Raw genomic sequence first — 22,390 nt, 5'->3', positions numbered from 1 at the left:
GCCGCTTCGCTACCCCGAGCCGCGACGATCAACCGGCGCGGGGCCCCGGCGGCTGCCCTGGACTTCCCGGCCCCAGGCGAGGAGCTGGCGGATGCGGGCGTCGATGACCTCCTTTTGTACCTTCACGTCGTCGAGGGCCGGCAGCAGCGGGTCCACCTTCAGTTCGTCGCTCGTGCCCTCCAGGTGGAGGGCGTCCTCCTTGAGGCCGCCCGGCCACATGCACCACCTCGCCCACGAGAGAAGGAGACCCCGTCACTCGTGCTCACCCCCCGCCCCCGCCGCCGGATCGGCCGGTCCCGCCCGCAGCGTCCCGGCCCCCGCTGCCCAAACCGCCCCGCCCGGCTGCCCGGCGCCTGGAACAGGTGATGCCGCGCCCAAGGAATGCAATGGGGGCGCGGACTCCCAGGGCGAGCGGGCTGAGCAGAGCGCTGCGCGGCCCAGGTGCGATGATGACCGTGGGTATCGAGCGGAGACCGGCGGCCCAAAACTGGACCTAGGGTCGGGGACGGGCTTGCCGGCTCCGAGGCGGGACCTGGTTGCGTGGAAGATCCTCAACAATGGTCTCCAGGCGCTCTTCGATGAGCTCGCTCATCATGCCCCGCTCCCGGTTGGCTCGGGCCTTCAACTGGTCGAGCTCTGCCTTCTCTTCATCAGATGTGGGACGGCCGACCAGCGCGAGCGCTCTGATGCGCGCCCCATAGTCCTTCAACGCCTCGACCACCAGCCCGTTCGGTGAGGAGGATCTGTCCATCCGACGAGCAGGAGGATCCTCAGGGGCGAGCTCGTAGAGCGACACCGGCACGAACCACTGATCGTGCATGACTTCGTCCAGGGCCCGCATGCCCTTCGCCAAGAGCTCCCGCTCATCCTCCCGGAACCGATCCAGGTCGAGGTGACCCGCCCACTTCAGTTCATCATGGGCCCGGTCCAGTGCGAACTGCCACACACGCAGTGCTGAACGGAGCTCCACCAGCCGTGCGATCTCTGCTCGAATCTCCTCGCCTCTGCGCGCCTCGTCCGCTTGGGCGCGGGCAGCCTCGACCTCCATCTCCGCGCGTCTCAGATCCGCGCTTCGCTGCAGCTCCGCCTGCTTCGCAACTTCTCGTTGCTGATGAAGCGGGCCCCAGTATGCAACCGCAGCAGTCAACAGTGAGCCGCCAAGAGCCCCGATCAATCCGTACACGGCATCTGACATGTGCACCAATGTGGCATAGCCCGACGTCCTGTACCTGCGCCGGTGGCCAACCGCCATGCTCAGAGCGGCCAACTGCCGCGTTCAGTCACAGCGGCATGCACGTCTTCACCGGTATCGCCGACCCCGCCGCGGCCCTGCGCCGCGCCCACGAGGTGTACGACGCCGCGCTCGCCGCCCACACGGCCGGACTCGAGATCCCCGCCAAACAGCCGGAAGGCTGGGGAGCGAGCGGGCTTCGCCCCGGCTGGCAGATGGAGTGGCCCGCCGCGAAGGCCGGCCTCTGGCACAACCCCGTCAGCTGGACGGCCCGCAGCTGCTTCGCGCTGTAGCTCCGCCCCGGGACAGCCGCTCTGCTTGCCGGCTTCGTCGGCTGCCCCGGGCCCATCCATCCCACACGAGACGAGACGGAGCTCCAGCCGTTACTCATCGTGACCGCTTCGAGGAAGTCGTGCCAGAACCCAAGGTCGGGCAGCAGTTGTTCATCACTTCCGACAGCGCTCTGCCGGGGTGCCGATTCGAACCCCGGCAACGGGTTTCCTAGGCGTCCGGGTTCTTGCCCGTGGCGGCGGCGGTGATGCGGTCGACCTGGAGCTTGGCGAAGGACGGCAGGTCGTGGTCCTTGGGCAGATGTTTGCCGAACATCACGGCCACGGTAGAGCCGACGCGCAGTGCCGCGGTCGGGTACCCCTCGTCCGTGAAGGCGTCCGTCTCGTCGGCGCTCGTGTCGTGTCGTGCGCTGGGTCAGATACGTCAACGCACCACCTACAGCGACACCGGCCATCGAAATCACGGGGGTCCACACATCTCCTGCCATGGCCGACTGCTACCAGTACCTGCCCATCGACCGCTGCCGATCTCGCGAGACAGGCCGTCGATCAACTGGCGCAGGGCGAGCAGGGCCGGCCGGGTCGTTCGGGTGTCGGCGGCCTCGAGGACGGCCACAGCCGGATCGAGGACATCGGTATGCCGGTCCTGCCGGACGTTCGGCCGCATCGCGCAGGGCGGCACGAAACACGGTGCCGGCCCGGGAGGAGCGGGCCAGTTTGTCGGCGATCGCCTGCTCGCCGTGCTGCGGGCCTCATCAAGCGACCGAGCCCGCACCCCACGCCGGCCGGCTGGAAGCTCTCACACAGAGTGGCTAGCGAACGCCGCCCGTGAGGGGTGTGGGGCACCTGTTTCACGGTGCCTGGGCAGTGGAAGGGCTGAGCGGTACTTCTTCGCTCCTTGGAGGACTTCATGTCAGAAGATTTCGAAGACGTCCCTGAGCTTGAGGACGACACCATCGAGGACACCGTCGACGAGACCGGGGTTGACCCCAAGGACATCGAATTGGTCATGGGGCAGACTGGTGCGTCAAGAGCGAAGGCGGTAAGGGCCTTGAAAGAGAGCGGCGGCGACCTCATCAACGCGATCATGGCGGCCAACGGGTAGTGGGCGCGCCGCGACCGTGATTGGTCAGCATAAACGACGAGTCCGGCCGGAGTAGTTGGGGTACAGCAAAACCCGGTCAGGACGATCATGCTCGGCCAGCACGCCGGTCGGGGCTCCGCTGGGGTTCGCGGAAAGATCACCGGGCGGATTCCTGGCTGTCTAGGTCTGCCTGGTGCCGGTGGAGTTTCTGATTGATGAGCGGGCCGGCGCGGACGGAAAGTTCGTCGCGGAGCCGACCCGCCCCGAGCTGGAGCGGTTCTTCCTCGAGGCCGGAGCAGGTCGAGACGAGACGGCTGGTCGTTCGCAGGTTCGATTCTAGGCGGAGGTGCCCACCTGAGCCTCACCCGGCTGGCCACCGCGCCGTGCGGGCCGTGATGGAAGGCCGCGAAGCGCCCCGGGATCTCTTGCCTTCGGAGCGCTTCGCGTGAACGCTTGACCTATTGGCTGGGGATGAGCGAGAGAACGGCGCCCGCGAGCGAGTCGACGACTCTCTCAAGCGTTCGCAGGGCCGCCGCCACGACCGTCAGGCCCAGCCCAGGTGGGACGGGCAGGCCCAGCGCAGGCAAGGTGGTGGGGGCTGCGTAGGCGGGGGTGGTGACGAGAAGCGCGCCGGCGGTCAGGGTGAGTGCCGTGACAGTGCGTCGGATGATCTTCAAGCCTCTTCAGCGATCATCACGGGCCAAGGGAGACGGCCAACCGGGTTGGTCCTTCCCGGCAAGGCGATTCTCTCCTCAGGCGCGAGCCCGTCGGCAAACGGGTCACAGCCCGCCTCGCCCTCGCCGACGATCCCGGCGGCGCCATCACCGGCCGACCGCCCCTGTAGGCCGCGCACAGCCTCCAGCTCTTCCGCCTGTCGCCCGTACCCTGCCCGCCGACAGATCGACTGCCACAGCGGGAAGGCCGAACCCTGGTTGGTTGCACGGCCGCGGCCGTCCGAACCTTTCGTCGATGAGCAGCCGGGACCTGGGTGGGTGAGTACAGCCTGTCGGCCCGCCGTTACGATCGCCCCGTGCCCAAGAAGCTGTCTGATGCCGAGCGCCTTGCGCTGTTCGTGGCATGGGGAGAGAAGTGCGCCTGGTGCCGGCGCCCGCTGTACTTCAGCGCGTTCGAAGTCGAGCACGTGCTGCCCAAGCGCCTCGTTGCTGAGGGCGCCATCGAGGAGCGGGCCAAGCTGCTCGCGCTCCACGGGCTGCCTGATGATTTCGATCTCCTCGGGTTCGGCAATCTCGTCCCGAGCTGCGGCCCCTGCAACCGGGGCAAGGGGACCCGCCCACCAATCCACGCCCCTGCCATCACGCTGCTGCTCGACAAGGCTCGTAAGCGTGCACCGGGGATTCACTCCGAGGCCGCTCGCATGGTGACGCAGAACGAGCTCACCAAAGCAACGGCCGTCGTACGCAAAGCTGCCGAGCAGCCCAGTCCTGATGCAGCCACGTTGGCTGCGCTCCAGACCGCCAGCGCAGAAATCGTCAAGGTGGTCCAGGCTGTTTCGGGGCGTACAGTCACGAACATCCACCCTGCCCTTGGGCTGCTGCGAAACCGGGCTCGGTGGACCAGCGTGCACCCCCTCTCCGACAATGTCGCGGTCGTCGGCGACGGCCGTACAGGCGGAGCCATCGGCACGCACGTGAGCTGGATGTGCGACCACTGTGGCTCGAACGGGCCCTGGAACGGCAGTGTCTGTCAGACGTGCCTGCGCCCCAGCTACCCGGACTGGTGACACTGAGTGGCCATCGCCGCCCTGGTGCGCTCGCGCACCCGCTGGGGTCACCAGGGGCGAGCCGGGGTCCGCGGTATGGGGGCGCCATTCGAGCATCCCGAAAACCCGATGGGCCAGGTTCGGGCGTGTGTGGTCGTTGCTGGTCAGCGTGGATGGTTCCCAGGTCAGAAGCTCGGTCGGTTCTGAGGAGATCCCCCGAGCCGCAGCCGGTCCTGCGCGCCGTACGCGGCCCGCAGGACCGACCCGGACACCGGCAGCACGCCGCGCGCCCCTCGGCGAGTTGGGCAGAGCGGGAACAGCACGAGCAGCGACAGGTCGCCCAGGCCGACGGCGACCGGGTGCACGCCGCTGGTCGGGGCGAGCACGGGGGCGAACGGCCGTCCCGCGCGCCGGGAGCTTCAGCGTGCCCTCGACGTGGCCCAGCCCATGCCGAGTGGGTCGAGCCCTCTACGCGGCGGCTTGATCAATTGGACGGCCCCCGCTACGGCATCAGGTGAGTCGCGGGGCGACTTCGGCTGCGATCCACTCCATCGCCTTGTCGACGTGCTCCGCCGCGACAGGCAGCCACAGGGTGCAAGCGGTGAGCCCTGCCTCGGCGAGCCGCCTGAGATCGTCGGCGACGCTCGCTGCGGTGGCCGCAGCACCGCCGAGTGGTCGTCCCGGTGGCGGAACCACAGCGGGGATACCGGGCGGAGTTAGGAACGCGGCCGAAGCCAGCGTCAGTTGGTCTGCATTCCCTGTGTCACCGGCGAGGTCATGCAGGCGGCGCCGGACATCGCTGACCTCCGCGGCATCGGCGCCGGTGCCGTACCAGCCGTCGCCGAACCGCAGCACACGGCGCAGGGCGGCGTCGCTGTGGCCGCCGATCCACACGGGCGGACCGCCGACGGTGACCGGCGGCACTCCGAGGCGCGCCTCGCGGAGTGTCGTGAACGGTCCGTCGAAGTCTGCGGGACGTCGGGTCCACAGGGCCTTCGCGGCGGCGAGGTGGTCGTCGGTGCGTGCACCGCGTTCACGGGCGGGTACGCCGACGGCGGTGAACTCGTCGGGGTTCCAGCCGGTACCAACGCCCAAGATCAGACGGCCGCCGGATACGACGTCCAGGGTGGCCGCCTGGTTGGCGAGCACCAGTGCGGGATAGTACGGCGCGACGAGCACGGACGTCAGCAGCCGCAGGCGCGTGGTCGCCCCCGCGACGGCCGACAGCAGAACAAGCGGGTCCGTGTCGAGCCCAAAGCCGCTGTCCAACAGGCGGTTGCCGACCGCGACGTGATCGAAATTCAATTCTTCGGCCTGGCGTGCGGCGTGGAGCACGCTGGCTCCGTCGTCGAGCGGCCAGCGCGGTTGAAGGGAAACGCCGAGGCGTAGCAGGGACATGAGGTTGCCTTTCGGTGGCAGTCCGGTGACGACAGAGCGATCACCCGAGCGCCCTGTCACCACACCCAACCCCGCACCGCCCCCTGTTTCATCCTGGCCGGGACGCAGCAGATCACCCATCGCCCCATGCGGTGCTCACCGAACGGCGCCGCGAACTCCGCCATCCGGTGAACCTTCCCGGTCATGGCACGAGCAGCACCGTGAGCACCAGCGCGGCACGCCGCGGCTTCAGCGCCAGACGTGCCGGGAGCACGATAACGACGGCATCGACCGCGTATGCGGTGGCCTGCTCAGCCTGGTCCACGACCTGGGCGCGGTGCTCACCAGGCAACACGTGGCAATCAGGGCCCGGCGGCGTCCTCGGCACGCGGCCGGCGCCTCCTTCTTGGCGCCGCGTCCGGTGGCCCCGCCATACATAGACGACCGCTGTCGCAACGCCTGCCCGATACGTGGCCGACTCGCCGAGCACCCCATCCAGCCATGAGGGGCTGCGGTAACAGTCCGCAGGCACCACCTTGGCGAAGCGTCGCAACTGGCCAGCCCTGCGCCGCAGAAGCAAGCGACGATGTGCGACTCAAGGATCCTGCCGTCAACCCGTCTGTCTCTTGAACCGGTGAAGGTTGCCGCGCCCTTCATCCGGCTTGGCCCGTGAGGGGGAGTGCCAGCGGCGGACCGCAGACGCCTTGCGCAGTATGGTGAGGTTTCACGCGGGCGGCACGAGATCTCACCCAGGTCCGTCGGCTCCAGCCTCCTCCTGCGACACAGGCACGAGCAGAGTGAAAGTAGTCGGGGTCCGGCTGGTCAAAGAGAGCCGCCCGCCCAGCGCGACTGCCAGGTCATGGGCCAGAGCGAGGCCGATGCCCGTACCCGCCCCGCTGCCGGTGTGTCCCCGGTCGAACAGCCGCCCGGTGTCACCGCGCACCTCGCCCTCGTCGGCGACGTCGAAGGCCAGAGCGTCGTCGAGGTCGCGCACGCTGACGCGGACCGTGCCGTGTCCGTGGGCGCGGGCGTTGTCCAGCAGGACGTCGAGGATCTCGGTCACGGGGCCGCCAGGCACCGCGACGTCCCCCGGCACGTCACCGCCGGCGTACTCCAGGCGCCTGCCCTCGTCCGCGAAAGCACCGTGCCAGCGTGCCTCCGAGGACCTCAGGAGGTCTTCCAGCGAGCGGTCGGCGGGAGCCGGCCGGAGCAGGTCATGGGAACCGGACAGGCGCAGCACCTCTTCCACGGTGCCGTGCAGGCGGCGGGTGGTCGCCAGTGCCTCCTCGACGACAGGCCGCAGTCGGGCATCGTCGCCCTGTTCCAGGCCCGCCTCCAAGGTGAGCTGCAGGCCGGTCAGGGGCGTACGCAGCTGGTGGGATGCGTTGGAGGTGAAGTCCCGCTCGCGGCGCAGGAGCTCGGAGAGGCTTTGGAGCATCTCGTTGTGGGTGGAGGCGACCTGGTCGATCTCGGCGATGCTGCTCGGGGCGGCGCGGGCGGTCAGGTCGCCGGCTGTGACGGCGCGGCAGTGCCGTGAGAGGTCCTCCAGCGGTGCCGCCAGCGCTTGTGCCTGGCGGCGGGCGACGAGGACGGCGACGGCCAGCGCGAGCACGGCTACGCCCAGCAGCCCGCCCCATATGGCAAGGACCCGCTCGCGTACCGCGCTGACAGGAGCGGACGCGCGGACGACGCCGATCACCTGCTCGGCGTGCGCGACGGGCACGGCGACGACGAGGTCGCCGCCCGAGCGGCTCCGGACGGCCTCGCCGAGCAGGGCCCGCTCGACCGGTGCGTCACCCGGGCGGGGGCCGCTGCCGGCGCGCAGCCTGAGCTGCGGGTCGTACAGTCCAAGGCGCGCGCCAGCCGGAGGCGCAGGCAGTTCCACCAGGTCGCCGGCCCGGTAGTCCGGGCTGACATGGACGGCTCCGGCAAGGGCCGCCCGTTCCAGGGTGTCCCGCTGGTCGGCATAAAGCACCGACTTGATGGCCCAGGCCAGGGGGACGGCGAGGAGGACGACGGCGACCAGGGCGGCGGTCAGGGCGACTTTCACCACGCGCTGTCTCATGCCGTTCATCATGCGGGCCTCCCGCCTGGGCCGGGCGGATGCGGCACACGCTTTTGCCGTCGTCTAACCGTCGCCGAGCCGGGCGCTAACCGGAAGGTTCCTAGCGTGGGTGCCCTGACCGTCCGGCCTGCGGCCGACCGGCTGAAGGACGCGCTGAGAGGCTGGCAGGCACGCTCCTGGAAAGGCCGTGGCCATGGCAGTACACGCACGGGCGACCGCCGCCTTCGGACTCGCGCTGGTCGCGACGGTGAGTGTCGGCTGTTCCGGTCCGGGGGCCCACGCCGGCTCCGCCTCGACGTCACGCGCCGCGGGTTCTGCTGCAGGCAGCGGGCAGAACGACCCGGCGCCTGCGCCAACCGAGTCCAACCCACCCGGAGACATACCTGACAACCAGGCGTACGTCCCGTACCGGCCCACCGGCGGCTCTTTCACCGGTTTCACCCTGAAGGTTCCCGAGGGCTGGGCCCGTACCGTCCAGAAGGACACCACGGTGTTCACGGACAAGCTGAACACCGTCCGGATCACGGCCGCCACTGCGTCCGCCGCACCTACGGTCGGCTCGGTCACCAGCACGGTGGTCCCGGAGCTGCGCAGCCAGGTGCCCAAGTTCGCCTCCCCCAAGGTGTCCGAGGTCAACCGGCACGCCGGCCGGATCGTCCTGCTCACCTACCAGGGTGACTCGGCGAAAGACCTGGTCACCGGCAAGGTCGTGCGGGACGCCTTCGAGCGGTATGCCTACTACCGGTCCGGTCATGAGGTCGACGTGACCCTGTCCGGCCCGGTCAACGCCGACAACGTCGACCCCTGGCGGACCATCAGCGACTCCTTCGCCTGGCGGTGAGGAGGATGCCCTGCGACACATCCCGCGACGGCGCTGGCTCCCGGCTTGAGGCGGAGGACGTCCTGACCGCGCGTGAGCTGTACCGCTTCTACCGGGCAGGGGAGGAGGAGACGCTCGCCCTGCGCGGGGTGTCCCTCAAGGTTGGGCGCGGGGAGACGGTCGCGGTCGTCGGGCCGTCGGGGTCGGGCAAGTCGACCCTGCTGTCCTGCCTGGCGGGGCTGGACGAGCCCTCGGGCGGCGAGGTCCGCGTGAACGGCGTCCGCATCAGCCACCGGCCGGAGACCGAGCGGGCCCGGCTGCGCGCCAGGCACATCGGCGTCCTGCTGCAGACCCGCAACCTGCTGCCGCACCTGAACGTGCGCGACAACATCCTCCTGGCCCAGCGCGCGGCAGGGCACCGCTCTGCCGTCTCCTGGCGGGACCTATTGGGGCAGGTCGGGCTCGCCGAGCGGGCGCACGCCCTGCCCCGGCAACTGTCCGGTGGTGAGGTGGCGCGGGCCGGGCTCGCCGTCGCCGTGGCCAACGCGCCCGCCGTGCTGCTCGCGGACGAGCCGACCGGTGAACTCGACGGCGCAACCGAGCAGCTGGTTCTCGCGATGCTGCGCGAGAGGGCGGCGGACGGCTGCGCGGTGCTGGTCGTCACGCACAGCGCCGAGGCGGTGCGGATCGCCGACCGGGTGATCGCGTTGACGGACGGCAGAACCGGCAGCACCGGCATAACAGATGGCCACCCGCGGCAGCAGGAGGAGGAGCGGCATGTCACCGGATGAGACCCTCGTGACGCGTTCCGGGATCCTTGTGGCCTGCCGTGATGCGGCCCTCACCTTCGGCCGGGGTGCGCAGGCCGTGGTGGCCGTGCACGGGGCGAACCTTCAGATCCGGGCCGGTGATCGGCTCGCCGTCGTCGGCCCCTCGGGATCGGGCAAGAGCTCGCTGCTGCATCTGCTGGCCGGGCTGGAGCAGCCCACCAGCGGGGAAGTGACCCGGCCCGCGTCGCTGGGCGCATTCGGCATCGGCCTGGTCTTCCAGGGCGAAAGCCTCATTCCCGCCCTGAACGTGCTGGAGAATGCCGCCCTACCGCTTGTCCTGGCCGGCCGCAGTGAGACCGAGGCGCAGACGGCCGCCCGCGCGGCACTGGACCGGCTGGGCGCCGCCGACCTTGCCGACCGGCTGCCCGAGGAGATCTCCGGCGGGCAGGCGCAGCGCGTCGCGGCGGCCCGGGTCCTGGCCCAGGGCCCGCGGCTGATTCTCGCCGACGAGCCCACCGGGCGCCTCGACCACGCCACCGGCGCGCGTGTCCTGGACGTGCTGCTGACGGCGGCCGACCACACTGGTGCGGCTCTCGTGGTCACCACCCACGACCCGGCCGTCGCCGCCCGGCTCACCGTCCGGCGCGCCATGCGCGACGGCCGCCTGCTCGCACCCGGGGAGACGTCATGATCACCGCATGGGCGCGCGGGCTGACCCGGCACCGGGCAGGACGGCTGCTGGCCGCACTGGCCGGGATCGCACTTGCGGTCGCCCTCATCGCCGCCCTCGGTTCCTTCCTGACCGCGTCGAAGGCGACCATGACCCAGCGCGCCGTGCGCTCGGTCGCCGTCGACTGGCAGGTACAGGTCCAGCCGGGCGCCGATACGAACACCGTGCTGTCACTCGTCCACAAGATGCCTGGTACCCGCGCCGCCCTTCCGGTCGGCTTCGCCCACACCTCCGGGTTCACCGCCAGCGTGCAGGGCAGCACCCAGACCACCGGCCCAGGGGTGGCACTCGGTCTGCCCGACGGCTACCGCAGCCACTTCCCCGGCGAGATCCGAGTGCTCTCCGGGTCCTCCCACGGTGTCCTGCTCGCCCAGCAGACCGCGTCCAATCTGCACGCCGCGCCCGGCGACACGGTCGGCGTCCTCCTCCCCGGCGTCGGCGTGCGCCAGGTGAAGGTCGACGGAGTGGTCGACCTGCCTCAGGCCGACTCGCTGTTCCAGACGGTCGGCGCCCCCAGCCAGTCCCAGCCGACCGCGCCCCCGGACAACATCGTGCTGCTGCCCGCAGCACGGTTCGCCTCCCTCACCCGGGGCGCCACCGGCGTCACCACGCAGATCCACGTCGCCCGCGACGACAGCCGGCTGCCCTCCGATCCGGCCGCCGCGTTCACCACGGTCACCCGCGCCGCACACAACCTCGAAGCCCGCTCCTCCGGGGCCGCACTCGTCGGCAACAACGTCGGTGCCGCCCTCGACTCCGCCCGCCAGGACGCCCTGTACGCGCAGATCCTCTTCCTCTTCCTCGGCGTCCCCGGCGCCGTACTGGCCGCCTCTCTCACCGCCGCCGTCGCCGCCGCCGGGAGCGAGCGGCGCCGCCAGGAACAGGGCCTGCTGCGGCTGCGCGGCCTGCGCCCGCGGCAGATCACCGCCCTCGCGGGCCTGGAGGCAGCACTGATCGCCGTCGCCGGCGGCCTGGCAGGTCTCGGGCTCGCCGCGCTGACCGGCCGCCTCGCCTTCGGCACCACGTCGTTCGGGACCGGGGGCATCTGGACCCTCTGGTACGCCCTCGCCTTCGTCCTCGGCGCCGCCGTCGCCGCCGGCGCCGTCCTCGTCCCTACCCTGCGCGACCTGCGCACGCTCACCGTGTCCGACACCCGCAAGGAGGCAGACGCCCGCAGCACCCGCAACCCCTGGTGGATGCGGTACGGTCTGGACTTCCTGCTGCTGATCGGCTCCTGGCTCGTCTTCCGAGCCTCCTCCGGGAACCAGTACGCCCTCGTCCTGGCCCCCGAAGGCGTCCCCAGCATCTCCGTGTCCTACTGGGCCTTCCTCGGACCCGCCCTGCTGTGGATCGGCGCCGCCCTGCTGCTGTGGCGCCTGACCCTCCTCGCCCTCACCCACGGCCGCCCCGTCCTGGCCCGGCTGGCCCGCCCCCTGACCGCGACGCTCGCCGGGACCACGGCAGCCGTCCTCTCCCGGCGCCGCCGCCCGCTCGCCCGCTCAGTGGTACTCCTCGCACTGGCCGTCTCCTTCGCCGTGTCGACCGCCGTCTTCAACTCGACCTACAAGCAGCAGGCGGAGGTCGACGCCCAGCTGACCAACGGCGCCGACGTCACCGTCACCCAACCCCCCGGCGCCCAGCTGCCGCCCAGTGCCGCCGGCACCCTGAAGATCGCCGGAGTGCGGCACGTCGAACCGCTCCAGCACCGCTTCGCCTACGTCGGCTCCGACCTGCAGGACCTCTACGGCGTCCGCCCCGGCACCATCGCGCAGGCCACCTCCCTGCAGGACGCCTACTTCTCCGGCGGCACCGCAACCCAGCTCATGCACCAGCTCGCCCAGCGCCCCGACAACCTGCTGGTCAGCGCCGAAACGGTCAACGACTTCCAGCTCTCCCCGGGCGACACGGTCAACCTGCGCATCCAGGACGCCCACACCAAGGCCCTGCGCACCGTCCCGTTCCACTACGCGGGCATCGTCAAGGAGTTCCCCACCGCCCCCAAGGACAGCTTCTTCGTCGCCAACGCCACCTACATCGCCAAGACCACCGCAAGCAACACCGTCGGCGCATTCCTCCTCGACACCGGCGGCACCCATCAGAAGCAGATCGCCGCAACTCTTCGCCACCAGCTCGGCACCAGCGCCACCGTCACCGACCTCACCCAGACCCGCGGCACCGTCGGCACCAGCCTCACCTCCGTCGACCTGGCAGGACTGACCCGCATCGAACTCGCCTTCGCCGTCCTGCTGGCCGCCGGAGCCGGCGGACTCGTCCTCGCCCTCGGACTGGCCGAGCGCCGCCGCACCTTCGCCATCGCCACCGTCCTCGGTGCGAAGAACCGCCAGCTGCGCGGCATGGTCCTCACCGAAGCCCTCCTGCTGATCACCGGCGGCCTGGCCGGGGGCGCACTCATCGGCTGGGCCCTGTCCGAAATGCTGGTCAAGGTACTGACCGGCGTCTTCGACCCACCACCTGCCAGCCTCGCCATCCCCGGCTCCTACCTGGCGCTCACCGCGCTCGCCGCGCTGCTGGCCGTACTGGCCGCAGCCCTGAACGGCATCCGGCGGGCCAAGCGCCCCGCGATCGAGGAACTGCGAGACCTGTGACCGCACCACGGCCGCCGACCAAGCCGGCCACGACGCCTCCTCCTACGCTGTCAGGCATGCGCACACCCGCCATGCCGGACCACGACCGACCCCGCGTCCTCGTCGTCGAGGACGACGACACCATCGGCCGCCACCTGGAAACGGGCCTGCGCAGCAACGGCTACACCGCCCACTGGACCCGCACCGGCCAGGGCGCCCTCGCCGAAACCGCCGGCACGCCCTACGACGTCATCCTCCTGGACCTCGGCCTGCCCGACACGGACGGCATCGACATCGCCCGCACCCTGCGCGCCCGCCTCCCCGACCTGCTGATCATCATCCTCACCGCACGCACCGACGACATCGACGTGATCGCGGGCCTGGACGCCGGAGCCGACGACTACCTCGTCAAACCCTTCAGCCTCACCGTCCTGCTCGCCCGCCTCCGCGCCCACCTGCGCCGCCACACCCCCAGCACAACCGTCACCCCGCTCCGGCTCGGCGACCTCGTCGTCGACACCGCAGCCCGACGCTGCACCCTGCACGACACAGAGCTCCCCTTGCGCCCGAAAGAATTCGAACTGCTCGCCCTCCTCGGACGCCACGCGGGACAAGCCGTGTCCCGTGAAACCCTGATGGCCGAGGTCTGGGACGAGAACTGGTTCGGCTCCACCAAAACCCTCGACGTCACCATGGCCGGCCTGCGCCGCCGCCTCACCGACGCCCTCCGAACCTCTGCCCGCCCGGCCCGGCTGCCCCGCATCACCACGCTCAGGGGGCACGGCTACCGCCTGGAGAACTGACACGGGCCCGCAGTAGCCGATGGCATCTGCCCGCCAGTCGCGGCACGGCTCAAGGACCCTGCGGATCGACGTCATCGACGACGGTCCCGGCGTGCCAGGGGCGTTCATGGGAAAACCGCTGCCGCCCAGCGGGCGGCCGACTCAGGCGACGGGCACCACGGCGAAATCGTCCGGCTCCCCGGCACGCGCCCGGGGCCGGGTTCCCCGTCAGCCTGCGCGCCGGGTGACCGGCGCCCGCCCCTCCGCTGCGGCGGTCCGGCGCTCCTGCACCTGGGCGTAGGCCATCAAGTGCAATCAGCGGGTAGACGGCGAGGACGAACGGGGTGACGAAGGCGGCTGGGATGAAACGAGCAGCAGTGGGCGAGGCAGCTACCCGGCTGCACGCCGTCCTCGACCTGTAGCCGCACAACCCCTGGACGGTCAGGCCTCAGGGGTACAGGAGCCAGCGGGCCAACAAGCCTCTTGGCTGGTCAGCGGCTCCTGGCCGAGCGGCCGGTCCTTGGGCTGGTGTCAGGGTGCGGTGGGGCGCAGCCAGGCTTGTGCGATGGCGAGCCAGGCCTCCGCGCGCTCGCTGCTGCCTTGGGGAAGGGCACGGGCGGTCTGCTCAGCGCTGTCCGGGTCGGTGCGGGACTGCGTCCTCGCCAAGTCCAACAGCAGGTCCTCCGCCATCCAGGAGCCGCGTTGCTGAAGGTCAAGGGCGAGACGTAGGGCCTGTTGGAGCAGTCGGTCGGACAGCTCGGGTTCTTCGGCTGCCAGGCGCCTCCTCCCGACGGTCAGGTTGCGGGCCAGATCGCCTCGCTTGTCAAGCTGGTTGGAGTGGATCTCACCGTCGGATGTCAGCCGGTCGATCAGCGGGATCGCCTGCAGGCACCGTGCCGGATCGACGGCGGCCAGGCGGCCGACCACACCGGTGGCGGCCTCAGCGATCTGTGCCCGCGCCTCCGTACAGGGGACCAGGACACCGCGCATCCCTTCCACCCGGAGCTGCGGGTGTGCTGCCGTGTGTTCGGAGAGCAGGGTGAGGGCGCGTTCGGTGTCGGCCAGCAACTGCTCGACGCGGTCAAGGTCGGTGCCGGTGACGACCACCTGTTCGGCGCGGTGTGCGAACCACCATGCCGAGTTCACCAGTGCCTGTCCGACCGCAACCAGCGCCGTGTAGGGCGTGTGTTCAGGACTGCTCGGTCCGGCCATGGACAGGCTGCTTGCTGCCAGCGCCAGGGCGCGGTCCGCGTCGGAAGCAGCATGCATTTGAGCGGCCGTGGCCAGTACTGCGGCGGCTTCGCCCCGGATGCGGTTCGCCTCCTCGTCGGCGCCATCGCCGGTGAGGCCGGCCGTCACCGCTTCCAGGAGGGCGATGGCCCGCTCGGGATCGGTGGCCGCCCACGCCCTGGCGATCTCGACGCGCGTGGACCGGACCTCCTGATGCAGGCGCTCCCGGCGCCAGTTGAAGGCGACGCGTGCGATGTCTGCGTCAGCGTCCGCGGTCAGCTGCTGGGCTCGCTCCGGATCGACGGGAGCGAGGAGACGGGCGGCGCGCAGGCGGGTGAGGGCCCGTTCACGTCCCGGCGGCAGGGCGCGTGCGGTGCGCTCCGCCTGGCGTGCGGCCGCGCTGTCCTCAGCGGTCGCGACGATACGGCCGACGGCATTCGGTGCGGGCACACGTGGGTCCGCAGCGGCGGCGGCGGCGATCAGAAGAGCGACCTCGGCCTCCAGTTCCCTGGCCCGGTTCGGGGAGACGTCGTACCACTCGGCTGCCAGGAACCACAGGTACTCGGCCAAATTTGTTCTGTCGTCCTCAGCGCGCAGCAGGCCCTCTAGCTCGTCCTCGAGCCGGTCTCCCCGACCGGGATCAACAGCGAAGGCAGCCCGGGTCAGAAACAACAGGCCTGCCGCGCGGTCTTCGCTGTCGATCTGACCCAGTAGGGCCTCGGCCTCGTCCAGGAGGCTCCGCGCGCGGCCTACGTCGACTGCGGCGAGGCTGCCGGCGACCTCCGCGAGGATGACCAGCTGCTCATCCGCCGAATCGGCAGCGCGAGCGCCGCGTTCGGCTTCGTCGGCGAGGGCCAACGCGCGGGCCCTGTCGATGCCCGCCCATACACGGGCCGCTCGGGCGATCAACCGCGCCTGGTCGTCCTCGTCGCAGGCGCGGGCTGCGCGCTCCGCGGCGGCCAATGCCCCGATCGCCCGGCGTCTGCGCTGGGCGTCCGGCGCGGCGGTGGCCGTGGATTGCGTGGAGGTAGCGAGTTTGAGCGCGCGGCCGGCACCGCCCGCGGACACCGCCTTCAGCAGCTTCTCGGCCTCTTGAACCGTCGCCCGCTGGTTCGGATCCTTCACCAGCAGCCGGGCGATGAGCTGCGTGAGAGCTCCCGCAAGCCGCGGCTCGGGCGGCTCGTCGAACAGGACGGCGCTCAGCGCATCACCCGCCGATTCCCGACGGAACGGTGAGAGGCCCTCGACGGCCTGATAGAGCGTCACCCCGAGCGAGAACAGATCACTGACCGGACCGCCGCCGCCACGCACGCGTTCCGGCGCGATGTACTCCACGGACCCGATCAGCAGGCCGGTGCCAGTCAGCGCGGAGTCGTCGTGATGGACCGCGATGCCGAAGTCCGCGAGCAGAATCCCTCCATCGCCAGTGAGCATGACGTTGGCAGGCTTGACATCGCGGTGCTGGATGCCCGCGGCGTGGGCCGCGCCCAGCGCGTCGAGCAGGGCCGATGCCACCGAGGCCGTCGCCTCGACCCCCAACGGGCCGTGCGCGTCCAACCGTTCCTGCAGCGAGATGCCATCGACGAACTGCATGATGATCCAGGGGACACCGTCCTCGACAACCACGTCGTGCACTGCCACGACATTCGGGTGGTCGCGCAGCCGCGCAGCATTGCGAGCCTCTCGCTCCGCCCGCACCAACCGCTGCCGCTGCTCCTCGTCCGACGCGGAGGGAGGAATCGACACCGCCTTGACCGCGACGTCGATCCGCAACATCTCGTCCCGCGCCTGCCACACCTGCCCGAACCCGCCTGCACCCAGCCGCCGGGTCAGGCGGTAGCGTCCACCGACCACACGGCCCGGCCCCATCCCGTTCGTCACAGTCCCCCGCTCGCTTCCCTCATGTGCCGGCTGAAGACAAGCGTACGGACATCCACGTGCCCCAGACAGAGGGCTGCGGACCCTCGGCCACCAGTCCAACTTCCAGCGCATGCGCGGTTGCGCAGGGCGCAGCACAGCGCATGGCCCGGCCTCGAAGTCGGCGCGCCACGGTAGCCCGCACCTCCGAGTCGTACGGTCACGCGCTGCGGAGTGAGTCCAATGACAGCGAGCGGGCGATCGAAGGTGGATCTCGACCGGCAGCTTGACCTTGGTGAGGCTCTGCCGGCAGTGGTCGAGCAGTTCGCCGGCGGTGACAGACACCTCGGAGTAGGCCACGACGTAAGCGATGGGGGTCTCGCCGTAGACCGGGTCGGGGCGCCGACCACGGCGGCCTCCAGGACACCCGGGTGGCCGTACAACACGGACTCGATCTCCTTGGGGTACAGGTTCTCGCCCCCGCGGATGATCATGTCCTTTACCCGGTCGACGAGCACGAGGTAGCCGTCCTCGTCGACCCGACCGACGTCGCCGGTGCGCAGCCATCCGTCGACGAGCGTCGCGGCGGTCTTCTTCGGGCGGTTGAGGTAGCCGCGCATCACGTTCGGGCCCCGCACGACGACCTCGCCCACCTCGCCGGGCGGGAGGATGCTGCCGTCCGGCGCGGTGGTGGCGATCCGCTGCCCGGGCAGTGCGGGTCCGACCGTGCCGAGCTTGCGCACGCCCTGGACGGGATTACATGTGGAGGCGCGGGTGCCCTCGGTGAGACCCCAGCCCGTAGACCGGAGGTATGGTGCTGCGGCCTCCGGTGGAGCCGATGCTGGCGCAGGCCTGTGACACGGTGCCTGCGCCCGGTGCGCTGCCCGGTCGTCTGGTCTTTCAGCCGAAGTTCGACGGCTACCGCGCCCTGCTCTTCACCGCGCCCGTGCGGCTCCAGTCCCGCCGGGGCAGCCTGATCCAGGCCCGGTTTCCCGAGCTGGTGCGCGCGGCCGCGGACGTGCCTGAGGGCCTGGTCCTCGATGGCGAGCTGGTCGTGTGGGCGGGGGAGGGGATGTCGTTCGAGGGGTTGCAGCGGCGGGCGGCCGCCGGCCACCGCAGCGCCCCACGGCTCGCGGACGACCTGCCCGCCCAACTGATCGTCTTCGACGTCCTCCAGATCGGCGGCAAGGAACTGCTGCACGTCCCGTATGCCGAGCGCCGCGCCTGCCTGGAACAGCTCTTCACCGACCTCGATCTGTGCGCCCCGTGGACGCTGTGTCCGGAGACGGACGACCCGGCGACGGCGCGGGAATGGCTCACGTCCTGGACGCAGGTCCCCGGCGTGGAAGGACTGATCATCCGGGGCACCGAGCAGCGCTACCTGCGCGGCGCCCGCGCCCTGTACAAGGTGCGTCGTCGCGACACCACCGAGGCGGTAGTCGGAGCCGTCACCGGAAGCCTGGAACAGCCGCAGACGCTCATCCTGGGCCGCTACGACGACTCTGCCAGGCTCCATCCGGTCGGGCGCAGCACACCGCTGCGCCCGGACGCGGCGCGCGAGCTTGCCGAGCAGCTGGTGCCGGCTCCGGGGCACCCATGGCAGGGCGTCCGCTTCACGGCGTCAGGGGGAACCAGTGCGCCGCTGGACGTGACGCTGGTGGAGCCGGGCCTGGTCGCTGAGATTGCGGTGGACGCGGTGTGGGAGCGTGCGTGTGGCGCCACCCGGTCCGGCTCGTACCGTTGCGTCAGGACATGGCGCCCGGAGATGTGCCAGCCTTCGGGCAGGGCACCCTGCCCTCGGCGTGAGGGGGTCAGTCGAGAAGCCGAGGGCGGGGTCGGGGCGGCGGCGCGCGCAGGCGGGGACCTGCTGGCGCAGTGCCTCCAGGGCCCGGGCGTGTGGCCGAGTGGCAGCGGATCCGTTACAGGGTCGCCGGGCGCGGACCGCTCCTGGTCGTGCCCCCGCCCGGCTGGGGCATCGGCGCCACCCTTTACATCACCACGTTGAGCCGCCTCGAGGACGCCGGCCCTCCTCTCGCGTCGTCGGTCAAGTCCGCCCGGCGGCTGGCTGGTGGGGAGCGCCTGCGGCGGGGTGGTGGTACGGCGACTTCGTGAGCAGCTTGCCGAGGAACGGCTGGCCGTTGTCTGGCAAACCAGCGCGATACCTCTGGAATTCTGCGGGATTCACCTCCGCCGCGTAGGTGACGAGGTTGGCATAACGATTCACCATGTGCGGACCGGCCTGGAACAGTTCCGCAAGGTGCGCCATGGGGCTGTCGGCCACTCGACAGGCTTGCTCGAGAATCCCCGCAGGTGAGACCGATCCGGCTAGCTCCTTTCCGACGGTGAGCCGGGACAAAACCTTGAGCGACGCGTCCAGGTCTTTGGCGCACAAATAGCCGATGTGGTCACGGGTGTACTCGGCGGCACGTTGATAGGGCAACATCCACGGGTCGATGAAGGCAGCCCAATGCATCCTGTCCAGGATGATGACGAAGAGGGCCAGTTGGCCGTGCCGGGCCTTGAGGTAGCCGATGAAGTTGCCCAGCAGGAAGCGGAGTGGCGCGGGGCCCTCTGCCTGGAGATCAGCCGCCCATCCGCCTTCGACGAGCAGTACACGCGTCCCCAAGAGGCTGGTGATCGTCACTTTCCCGTCGACCTGGTCGGCCACGTAGACGTGGATGGGCCTGTGATAGTCGAGCTGGTGCTGCACTCGAATGATCTCGTCGTGCAGCTCTGGAAAGCTCTCCGGCGTCACTTTGACGGCGCGCCCGAGAAGACGGGCGTTCCAGAGCCGCATGAGGAACCAGTACCCCACCACGACAGGCGGGACGAGGAGAAGCAGCAAAAGCCCCGCTGTCCACAGCGCAATAGCGAAGAGGATCGCCAACCAGCACACGGCCATGATCATCCGTGAGCGTTCGTACGGGTGCCTGGCGACGTGGAGCCGGAAATGCACATCATGATCGGGAGCGCCAGGGAACATGATGATCCTTCCCCCTCTCTCCCCCCTGCCCCTTTTGCTCCATTCTCTCACCGTTGCGCCGGTCTCGCGCCTCGAGCGGACCTCGTTGCCTCTCCGTAGCGTACCCAGCAGGCCGGGCCTGCGTGCTTCAGCGATCAAGATGTCACTGAGCTGAACTCCTCGCCGTACTGGTTTTTCTGATCTCCCGTCAGTTCCTGATGTGTACGCAACGCCATGACAGCGGCAACTCGGCCAGAGCGCGATGCAGCCGGGCGATGTTGATCCGTCCCTGCTTCCGTGAACTACTGATGGCCTCGGCCCAGCCATTTCGCTGAGCGTCCTTTGGCATTCTCAGTGCCCGCACATGTGCGTCTACGACCGCACGATCCCGCATGACGTATTGGTGCCGACTGAGCCTCTTTCACCTTCTGCTGGAGGGTGAAATGGGCTGTTCAGTGGGTGTGGTGACGAGGCAGGGCCCTCGTCGTCGGCGTGTGATTCCACTCAGCACACCGGCGACCAAAGGGGCCCTGTTGGTTCCTTATCCTGCCACGCTCGACGTCCCGCATGAGCTCGTCGAGCATGCCGCCTGGATGCTGCACGAGCACCGCCGGGCCCGAAACATCCGATGGCGCAAGCTCGGCTGCTTCCAGCAGGCACTGCTCACGCTGGTGCACCTGCGTATGAACGAGACGTTCTCGCAGCTCGGAGCCGGTTTCGGGATAGCCCAGGCCACCGCCTGGCGGTACGTCGACGAGACCTTGGACCGTGACCGTCGGCCCGCCCGACAGCGACAGCGGCCGGCTGGTGCGCATCCACTGCAGGCCCGTCGGCCGGGCTCATGGCCTATGGGACGTCTTCCGTGTCCCGAGCGCGTAGTGGCGCAAGTAGTCACGCATCTGAGGCTCGAGTCCCGACAGGTCATCGCCGTTGAGCGCATGCCAGAGACGGTTCTCGATCCAGAACCGATGCGCGAACTCCTCGAAAGAAGCTGCACACCAGAGGATCGCGGCCCTTTGCTCCTCCGGATCCTCGAGATCGGTCTCCGTCTCTTCCCCATCGCGCCGTGCCTCGTACTCGTATTCGTAGTCGAGATGCGAGTGCACCACGAACACCTCACCCGAAGGACGGAGGTAGAGGTACCAGATGACGCAGTCCTGTTGATCCCGCAGGAATCGCACGAGGAAGGCACCAGACTCTGCCGGACTGGGCAGGGGCTCTGAGATATCGGTCCAGCAGCCGGTCACCGAGACCTCATCCAGCGAGCCGCGCAGCTTCGAGTCGGCCTGGAAGGTGACGAAATCCCGAGGCAACGTCAAGCCCCTGGCTGCAAGGTCGTTTGTCAAGCGATTGAGCGCCGTAACCCGGTCGGGAACAGGTTCGCCGGTACCACCGAGCCATTGAAAGGCGCCCGTGAACTCGGTGGAGTCGAGAGGCGGCAGGCTCTCGCAGGGGTAGTACTCATAGGTGTAGCGGCAGGGTCGGTATTCGCCGAGGTCGGTGGCACACCAAACAGAGTCGAAGCCGACCGAGGACAGGTCAGGCCCTGACCGTTCACCAGGCATCGGCCCCCCATTGATCACCGTGAGCGGAGTTGTCGGCGTCAGCATCGCACTGCCCACTGACGCTCCCTGCGACGGGTGCTAGCTCTCTCTCTTTGGTGAGGGCGAACGTTGCCTGTCAGGGCACTAGGATCCCGCCATGATCCGGGACGGTGGATCGATGCGCGGTGGCCTGTCGACGGTGCGTCGTGAGGGTGAGACCATCCTGAGGCCTTGGCGGGTGTGGACTCCCGCGGTGCGCGAGCTACTGCGCTACCTGGAGCAGGTGGGATTCGCGGGCGTGCCGCGCGCCCTGGGCGACGGCCCGGTCGACGGGCATGAGGTGGTGTCGCTGCTGCGCGGCGAAGTCGGCCTGTACCCGTGGCCCCGGCCACTTCTCGCGGACGAGGGCATCACCGCGCTCGGGCAGTGGCTAGGTGACTACCACGAGGCCGTACGCGACTTCCGGCCCTCAGCGCAGGCCGTCTGGAGCGATCCGGACGCACGCTGGCGTCCTGGGCAGATCATGCGCCACGGGGACCTCACGAGCTGGAACTCGGTTTGGGCGGACGATCGCCTGGTGGGCTTCATCGACTGGGACCTGGCCATCCCAGGCGAGGCGTTGGACGACGTCGCCCAACTAGCTTGGTACTGCGTGCCTTTACGGCTTCCCGACCGTCAGCGCAGAGTCGGCTACGGCGCTGCCGGCGCACCGGTGGCGCGACGACTGCGACTGCTGTGCGACGCATACGGTGCCGATTCGGCCGACGTGCTGGACGCGCTGGCGGCGCTGCAACGCGTCGAAACCGAGCGGATAGCGCGCCTGGGCCCGCGCGGCGTTGACCCCTGGGCGGCATTCCTGCGGCAGGACTTCATCCCGGACATCGAGGAGGAGCGCGCCTGGGCGCTGGCCCGGCGCGAAGAACTCCTCGGCCGCACGTAACGCGCCCTGACCGGGAACGGTTGCGGGGCCGCTGACTCCAGAGTCGTCACTCACCGTGGCCACTGCCCGAAAGCTGAGCCAGAACCCGATCTCGTGAACAAAGCCAGGCGCCGGCCGCAGCGGCCGGCGCCTGCGTCCTCCCTCCGATTGCTCGCGTCTCGCGCTGCTACGCGTCTGGTTCTGGGTCGAGGTTGACGATGCAGTGCAGCCGTACGCCCGACCCGACTGGTGCGCGAGTCGTACGGTCCGCCGATGCGATGGCGCACCGAGCCGAGCGACGCCTGGCGTCGAAGGCGGTCGCGTCATCCCGACTGATCTCGAGGCAGTCGTCGTATGGCGCCGAGGGTGCCTCCTGCGTCAGGAGGCGCCCTCGGCGTTTGTACCGTGCCTGCGTTCGCCTCAC

At 69.8% G+C, this 22,390-nt stretch carries 21 protein-coding genes and 1 pseudogene; 11 read left to right on the top strand and 11 right to left on the bottom strand.

Going from position 1 to position 22,390, the window contains the following annotated elements; all coding sequences use genetic code 11:
- Positions 1 to 9 precede the first annotated feature (9 nt).
- Both ACZ64A_RS33620 and ACZ64A_RS33615 read right to left on the bottom strand, forming a co-directional pair.
- Positions 10 to 219 carry a hypothetical protein gene (locus ACZ64A_RS33620; protein ID WP_469815725.1) on the bottom strand — a complete coding sequence of 70 codons (210 nt, stop codon included), beginning with the start codon at positions 217 to 219 and terminating at the stop codon, positions 10 to 12.
- Positions 220 to 493: 274 nt separating this feature from the next.
- Complete coding sequence (locus tag ACZ64A_RS33615; protein WP_469815724.1) at positions 494 to 1,195, bottom strand: hypothetical protein; 702 nt, start codon at positions 1,193 to 1,195, stop codon at positions 494 to 496.
- Positions 1,196 to 1,290: 95 nt separating this feature from the next.
- Between ACZ64A_RS33615 and ACZ64A_RS33610 the strand changes: the two genes are divergently transcribed.
- From ACZ64A_RS33610 to ACZ64A_RS33600, 3 genes are all read left to right on the top strand, one after another.
- A complete protein-coding gene (locus ACZ64A_RS33610; RefSeq protein ID WP_469815723.1) occupies positions 1,291 to 1,524 on the top strand; it encodes a hypothetical protein in 234 nt (77 codons plus the stop codon).
- A gap of 907 nt (positions 1,525 to 2,431) precedes the next feature.
- Complete coding sequence (locus ACZ64A_RS33605; RefSeq protein ID WP_469815722.1) at positions 2,432 to 2,626, top strand: ubiquitin-like domain-containing protein; 195 nt, start codon at positions 2,432 to 2,434, stop codon at positions 2,624 to 2,626.
- 1,009 nt (positions 2,627 to 3,635) lie between these two features.
- Positions 3,636 to 4,346 (top strand): HNH endonuclease, encoded by a 711-nt coding sequence (locus tag ACZ64A_RS33600; protein ID WP_469815721.1) that lies wholly within the window; start codon positions 3,636 to 3,638, stop codon positions 4,344 to 4,346.
- Positions 4,347 to 4,510: 164 nt separating this feature from the next.
- Here the strand turns inward: ACZ64A_RS33600 and ACZ64A_RS33595 are convergent, their stop codons facing one another.
- The 4 genes from ACZ64A_RS33595 to ACZ64A_RS33580 all read right to left on the bottom strand — a co-directional run bounded on the left by ACZ64A_RS33595 (position 4,511) and on the right by ACZ64A_RS33580 (position 7,767).
- Positions 4,511 to 4,711, bottom strand: a complete 201-nt coding sequence (locus ACZ64A_RS33595) for a hypothetical protein (protein WP_469815720.1) — start codon at positions 4,709 to 4,711, stop codon at positions 4,511 to 4,513.
- 124 nt (positions 4,712 to 4,835) lie between these two features.
- Complete coding sequence (locus tag ACZ64A_RS33590; protein ID WP_469815719.1) at positions 4,836 to 5,843, bottom strand: TIGR03619 family F420-dependent LLM class oxidoreductase; 1,008 nt, start codon at positions 5,841 to 5,843, stop codon at positions 4,836 to 4,838.
- A gap of 61 nt (positions 5,844 to 5,904) precedes the next feature.
- A complete protein-coding gene (locus ACZ64A_RS33585; RefSeq protein WP_469815718.1) occupies positions 5,905 to 6,090 on the bottom strand; it encodes a hypothetical protein in 186 nt (61 codons plus the stop codon).
- A gap of 357 nt (positions 6,091 to 6,447) precedes the next feature.
- Positions 6,448 to 7,767 carry a HAMP domain-containing sensor histidine kinase gene (locus tag ACZ64A_RS33580; RefSeq protein ID WP_469815717.1) on the bottom strand — a complete coding sequence of 440 codons (1,320 nt, stop codon included), beginning with the start codon at positions 7,765 to 7,767 and terminating at the stop codon, positions 6,448 to 6,450.
- Positions 7,768 to 7,960: 193 nt separating this feature from the next.
- Between ACZ64A_RS33580 and ACZ64A_RS33575 the strand changes: the two genes are divergently transcribed.
- The 5 genes from ACZ64A_RS33575 to ACZ64A_RS33555 are packed head-to-tail and all read left to right on the top strand — an operon-like array spanning position 7,961 to position 13,475.
- Positions 7,961 to 8,608, top strand: a complete 648-nt coding sequence (locus ACZ64A_RS33575) for a hypothetical protein (RefSeq protein WP_469815716.1) — start codon at positions 7,961 to 7,963, stop codon at positions 8,606 to 8,608.
- Between the two features lie 5 nt (positions 8,609 to 8,613).
- Positions 8,614 to 9,378, top strand: coding sequence for an ABC transporter ATP-binding protein (locus ACZ64A_RS33570; RefSeq protein WP_469815715.1), 765 nt, complete (start codon positions 8,614 to 8,616; stop codon positions 9,376 to 9,378).
- Complete coding sequence (locus ACZ64A_RS33565; RefSeq protein ID WP_469815714.1) at positions 9,365 to 10,048, top strand: ABC transporter ATP-binding protein; 684 nt, start codon at positions 9,365 to 9,367, stop codon at positions 10,046 to 10,048. The genes ACZ64A_RS33570 and ACZ64A_RS33565 overlap by 14 nt, the downstream gene beginning before the upstream one ends.
- Positions 10,045 to 12,693, top strand: coding sequence for an FtsX-like permease family protein (locus tag ACZ64A_RS33560; RefSeq protein WP_469815713.1), 2,649 nt, complete (start codon positions 10,045 to 10,047; stop codon positions 12,691 to 12,693). Before ACZ64A_RS33565 ends, ACZ64A_RS33560 begins: the two co-directional genes overlap by 4 nt.
- A gap of 56 nt (positions 12,694 to 12,749) precedes the next feature.
- Positions 12,750 to 13,475 (top strand): response regulator transcription factor, encoded by a 726-nt coding sequence (locus tag ACZ64A_RS33555; RefSeq protein WP_469815712.1) that lies wholly within the window; start codon positions 12,750 to 12,752, stop codon positions 13,473 to 13,475.
- Positions 13,476 to 13,985: 510 nt separating this feature from the next.
- Here ACZ64A_RS33555 and ACZ64A_RS33550 read toward each other — a convergent pair.
- Positions 13,986 to 16,565 carry a serine/threonine-protein kinase gene (locus ACZ64A_RS33550; protein WP_469815711.1) on the bottom strand — a complete coding sequence of 860 codons (2,580 nt, stop codon included), beginning with the start codon at positions 16,563 to 16,565 and terminating at the stop codon, positions 13,986 to 13,988.
- Entirely contained in the window at positions 16,562 to 17,284 is a 723-nt protein-coding gene (locus ACZ64A_RS33545; RefSeq protein ID WP_469815710.1) for a class I adenylate-forming enzyme family protein, read from the bottom strand. Before ACZ64A_RS33545 ends, ACZ64A_RS33550 begins: the two co-directional genes overlap by 4 nt.
- Positions 17,285 to 17,352: 68 nt before the next feature.
- On the opposite strand from ACZ64A_RS33545, the gene ACZ64A_RS33540 reads away from it, so the two are divergent.
- A complete protein-coding gene (locus ACZ64A_RS33540) occupies positions 17,353 to 18,546 on the top strand; it encodes an ATP-dependent DNA ligase (RefSeq protein ID WP_469815709.1) in 1,194 nt (397 codons plus the stop codon).
- A 39-nt stretch (positions 18,547 to 18,585) separates the two neighbouring features.
- Here ACZ64A_RS33540 and ACZ64A_RS33535 read toward each other — a convergent pair whose 3' ends face one another.
- Positions 18,586 to 19,449, bottom strand: a complete 864-nt coding sequence (locus ACZ64A_RS33535; protein ID WP_469815708.1) for a M48 family metalloprotease — start codon at positions 19,447 to 19,449, stop codon at positions 18,586 to 18,588.
- Positions 19,450 to 19,946: 497 nt separating this feature from the next.
- Between ACZ64A_RS33535 and ACZ64A_RS33530 the strand changes: the two are divergent.
- Positions 19,947 to 20,270, top strand: a pseudogene (locus ACZ64A_RS33530) (helix-turn-helix domain-containing protein); the annotation flags it as partial.
- Between the two features lie 72 nt (positions 20,271 to 20,342).
- Here ACZ64A_RS33530 and ACZ64A_RS33525 read toward each other — a convergent pair.
- A complete protein-coding gene (locus ACZ64A_RS33525) occupies positions 20,343 to 21,125 on the bottom strand; it encodes a hypothetical protein (protein ID WP_469815707.1) in 783 nt (260 codons plus the stop codon).
- A gap of 79 nt (positions 21,126 to 21,204) precedes the next feature.
- On the opposite strand from ACZ64A_RS33525, the gene ACZ64A_RS33520 reads away from it, so the two are divergent.
- Positions 21,205 to 21,987 (top strand): phosphotransferase, encoded by a 783-nt coding sequence (locus tag ACZ64A_RS33520; RefSeq protein WP_469815706.1) that lies wholly within the window; start codon positions 21,205 to 21,207, stop codon positions 21,985 to 21,987.
- A gap of 166 nt (positions 21,988 to 22,153) precedes the next feature.
- Here the strand turns inward: ACZ64A_RS33520 and ACZ64A_RS33515 are convergent, their stop codons facing one another.
- Positions 22,154 to 22,390, bottom strand: a complete 237-nt coding sequence (locus tag ACZ64A_RS33515; RefSeq protein WP_469815705.1) for a DUF6207 family protein — start codon at positions 22,388 to 22,390, stop codon at positions 22,154 to 22,156.

It is taken from the genome of Streptomyces sp. NPDC104814 (genome assembly GCF_055583185.1).
The sequence above is the reverse complement of the archived record's forward strand: the minus strand, read 5'-3'. Positions and strand labels throughout refer to the sequence as shown.